Origin of the sequence: Gelidibacter sp., from assembly GCF_035577925.1 — a bacterium.
In the GTDB taxonomy this organism is placed as follows: domain Bacteria; phylum Bacteroidota; class Bacteroidia; order Flavobacteriales; family Flavobacteriaceae; genus Gelidibacter.
Genome location: NZ_DATJCY010000357.1, coordinates 1 through 3,649 on the forward strand (window position 1 = coordinate 1; position 3,649 = coordinate 3,649).

A 3,649-nucleotide genomic window follows, 5' to 3' on the forward strand; every position below is an offset into this window, starting at 1 on the left:
AAAAGTTTTACAGGTTTGTTTTCATTTAAAAACAGACTGATCATAACAATTGAACCAATACCTATAGGAATATTGATCAAGAATATCCAGCGCCAGGAGGCATAATCGGCAAGTGCGCCACCCAAAGTGGGACCTAAAATAGCAGAAACACCCCAAACACTGGAAAGCCATCCTTGAATTTTGGCCCGTTCTTCAATGGTATAAATATCGGCGGCAATGGTGTTGACCGTTGCCATAATGGCACCAGCGCCAACGGCTTGAAGCCCTCTAAATCCTATTAAGCTAACCATGTTCCAAGCGGCTGCACATGCTGCCGAACCTAGTAAGAAAACAATAACGCCATAAATAAGGATGGGTTTACGGCCATAAATATCTGCCAGTTTCCCGTAAATAGGAATAGTGATGGTTTGGATCAATAAGTAAATTGAGAATAACCAACTGAAGAGAGAAAACCCGCCCAAATCGCCTACAATTTGTGGAATTGCAGTAGCAACAATCGTGCTGTCCATTGCAGCCAATGCCATAGTCAGCATTAAAGCTGCCAAAATCCAGCTTCTATTTGGTTGATTTGGGGTATTGTGATTCATAAAACTAGGACAGTTATTTTTTTGAGCAAAGTTAAAGTTTAATAGAGTAATGGACTTGTGTAATGCAGGTTTTATTTAGATGTCTAAACCGTTTAAAAAAAGTTTATCGAATTCAGTGTTTAATATTTGGTTAAGAAGTTATGGTTTATAAAAAAGCACTATAAAACAGCTTTCTTTCGTTTTTATAATTATTGATATTTATCATAGATTTTAAGTGCTGCATTTTATAAATTTGATGTTGGAAATGTGCTATTTAAAATACGTGTTGAATTTCATTTAGACTATTCCGTTTCTGATAATTTTACTCAAAAAAATCGATATCATGATGTCCAATAAATTGAATATTTTAGTTCCAACCGACTTTTCAAAAAATGCATCTAATGCTTTAAGTTATGCTATAAAACTGTATGCTAATCAGCACTGTACGTTTTATATATTGCACAGCACTTTTATAAATGAAGCGGTTGCTAGAGCATACCAATCCGCCTATAGCGAGGACAACCAGAATAGGGTGGTTATAGAGCATTCATTGGCCGAGGTTATTAAACAAGCTAAAGCTACAAATGCCAATCCAAAACATAATTTTGAAGCCTTGCTGAGTGGTGAGGAGTTGAAAACAGCTGTAAAAAATGCTGTGCAGGAATATAACATTAACATGGTTGTCATGGGTACTAAAGGTGCAACTGGCGCTGTTGAATATGTTATGGGAAGTAACACTATTAAAGTGATACGAAAAATCACGGAATGCCCTGTTTTGGTTCTTCCAGAAACATTTTCTTTTGTGGAACCAAAGCAAATCACCTTTCCAACCGATTATAATAGAAGTTATGATGAAAAGGAAATACAAGTACTTAAAAATTTAGCTGATTTGTACCATTCAAAACTTCGAATTGTCCATATTAATGTAGATCTTGAGCTGTCAGAAGTCCAAGAAAATAATATGGTCATGCTTAAGAAATATTTAGGTGATTATGAACATAGTTTCCATTGGCTTCCAGATTATACGACGAAAGCAAAAGCCATTGCAAAATTTGTTGATGATCTTGAAATCGATATTCTTGCGATGATTAATTATAAGCATGGTATTTTGGAAAAAATCCTTAACGAACCGGTTATCAAAAACCTTACTTTCAATCCGAAAATTCCAATTTTGGTGATTCCAAAATAGAACGATAACCATTTTAATAATTGTTAAAACAAAAAAAGGATTTGAAATTTTGATGTTTCAAATCCTTTTTTGTTTTTAGAATAAAATATCAAATTAAAACAAGTCGTTCAGCACTTTTGCCAATCTAATGCCAGCAATTTGCAATTGTGTGCGGGCAACATCCAAGTATTTGTACGAATACGCATAATGTAGATTTTCACCAGGTTTGGTAGAAGCATAGATGTCATTGGCCAAAATTTGAGTAGCATTTACCCAATCAATCACAGTGCCTTGTTGATAGGTTTTAACTTGCTCTTTTGTTAGATAACTGGTATTGTTAGCCAATTCGCTATAACTCATTTTATAAGAATCAATCATTTGGCTGTCCCAAACTTTATGAAGATTAGTATCTCTAAATTGCCATTGTACTTTAATATCATTGCCACCACGGTCTTGTTCACGGCCAATATGCAGCGGTTGATGTAAATCGCCAATCAAATGAATAAGCATTTTCAAATAAAAAGCTTTATCCTCATCCGATGCTTTGGAATCTGTAATAATGGTTTTGCAATATGCAATTCCGGTAACCAGATCGCCTTCAGGATTTTTTTTAGACGTTTGATAGGTTTCATTAAAATCCATATTGACATAATGCCAAGTTTCAAATTTTTTAAATCGTGGATCGGATTTGATATCATCACCAAATGTAGATACCAATGCCAACGATTGATGGTTTAATAGCTTTTTGATTTGGCGTTTTGCTTTTTTTGAAGTGTATTGATCGGCAATGGCACCCACTGTACGATGTCCGGTAGCGCCCCATTTTAAACTGGCGTGGCTACTAAAACTGAACATCATTAAAGCGATTATCGTAAAAAGGAATCTAAGTTTCATGCTAAGTTTATATTATTTTTTCTTATTTCTTTTATTAAAATTCTTGTCACCTCTTGTTTTTGGTTTTTTATATTTTTTGGCAATTTCGCGACGGTAAGAGCCTCCTAAATTTTGCTTTTTGTTTTTTTCTTTTTTCTCATGAAAAGCTGGACCTGGCATATCCGCATCACTTCGTTTTAAAGGATTGTTGCGCTCTTTGTTTTGTGGACGTTCTTGTTCAATAAGTTCTGTTGAAAGTTTAACGCCTTCAGGAATTTCTTTAAGCGGAATTTCCATTTGCATCAGCGTTTCTATGGCTTTAACGAAGTCTTGTTCTGCTTCTGTAGAAAAAAGTAAAGTTTGTCCTTCGCGTTCTGCACGACCCGTCCGACCAATTCGATGCAAATAGTTTTCAGGAAAATGAGGAGTATCAAAATTGATAACGTGGCTCACATGGTCAATATCAAGTCCGCGTGCCATCACATCTGTAGCAATCAAAATCCGATGGGCACCCTCCTTAAACTGTTCAATACTTCGAAGTCGGTAATTTTGTGTTTTATTGGAGTGAATGACGCAACTTTGATTAGGGAACAACTCTTCAATTTTGTCAAATAGCAAATCGGCCATTTTTTTATGGGACACAAAAATCAATACTTTAGTGTAAGTCTGCTTATCGCTCAGTAGATGCTCCAGAACATTGACTTTTGAATAAAAGTTAGGAATATCATAGCGTTCTTGACTAATGTTTTCGAGTGGTGTTCCTGAAATCGCAATGGTTACCTGTACTGGAGCAGTAAAAAAATCGTTGATAAATTCATCAACATCATCGGTCATGGTTGCCGAAAACATAATGTTCTGACGACGCTCTGGTAAGATGTCAAAAATATTTAAAAGTTGATGTCTAAAACCTAAATCTAGCATCACATCGACTTCATCAATAACTATTTTTTGAACGGATTTGAGTTGTAAAACGTGGCTAACGGCCAAATCAAATAAGCGACCTGGCGTGGCAACCAAAATGTCCAATCCTTGTGAAACGGCT

Annotated in this window: 4 protein-coding genes; 1 reads left to right on the forward strand and 3 read right to left on the reverse strand. The window is 35.6% G+C overall.

The window, feature by feature from the left end; all coding sequences use genetic code 11:
- The coding region (locus tag VNJ50_RS13690) for an MFS transporter (RefSeq protein ID WP_325582849.1) at positions 1-587 on the reverse strand (587 nt) is incomplete at its 3' end.
- Positions 588-909: 322 nt separating this feature from the next.
- On the opposite strand from VNJ50_RS13690, the gene VNJ50_RS13695 reads away from it, so the two are divergent.
- Positions 910-1,755, forward strand: coding sequence for a universal stress protein (locus tag VNJ50_RS13695; RefSeq protein ID WP_325582851.1), 846 nt, complete (start codon positions 910-912; stop codon positions 1,753-1,755).
- Between the two features lie 93 nt (positions 1,756-1,848).
- On the opposite strand, the gene VNJ50_RS13700 is transcribed toward VNJ50_RS13695, so the two are convergent.
- Together VNJ50_RS13700 and VNJ50_RS13705 are read right to left on the reverse strand one after the other, a co-directional pair.
- The gene (locus VNJ50_RS13700; RefSeq protein ID WP_325582852.1) at positions 1,849-2,628 is read right to left on the reverse strand and encodes a S1/P1 nuclease; all 780 of its coding nucleotides are present in this window, start codon (positions 2,626-2,628) and stop codon (positions 1,849-1,851) included.
- A 12-nt stretch (positions 2,629-2,640) separates the two neighbouring features.
- A partial coding sequence (locus VNJ50_RS13705) for a DEAD/DEAH box helicase (protein ID WP_325582854.1) occupies positions 2,641-3,649 on the reverse strand: 1,009 nt, incomplete at its 5' end.

Coding starts and splice junctions, on each gene's coding strand:
- VNJ50_RS13695 (WP_325582851.1), top strand. CDS start 910: ATGATGTCCAATAAATTGAATATTTTAGTTCCAACCGACTTTTCAAAA.
- VNJ50_RS13700 (WP_325582852.1), bottom strand. CDS start 2,628: ATGAAACTTAGATTCCTTTTTACGATAATCGCTTTAATGATGTTCAGT.